The 259-nt window shown below is 71.0% G+C and carries 1 pseudogene; it reads left to right on the plus strand.

The features are described from left to right. A pseudogene (locus tag FJ658_RS15540) lies at window positions 1–259 on the plus strand (glycerol-3-phosphate dehydrogenase); the annotation flags it as partial.

Consider the following 259-nt stretch of genomic DNA (forward strand, 5'->3'; position numbering starts at 1 on the left):
GACTTCCGGCTGGTGCGGGAGGCGCTCATCGAGCGCGGCCTGCTGCTGCAGCGGATCGCGCCCCACCTCGTCAAGCCGGTCAAGTTCCTCTACCCGGTCACCACGCCGCTCGTCGAACGGGCCTACATCGGCGCCGGCATGACGCTCTACGACCTGTTCTCGTGGACGGGCGGACGCGAGCCGGGGGTGCCCCACCACCGGCACCTGACCAAGCGGCAGCTGGCGAAGGCGGCGCCCGACCTGCATCCGGATGCCTTCC

Source organism: Schumannella sp. 10F1B-5-1, from assembly GCF_006517535.1.
In the GTDB taxonomy this organism is placed as follows: Bacteria; Actinomycetota; Actinomycetes; order Actinomycetales; family Microbacteriaceae; genus Schumannella.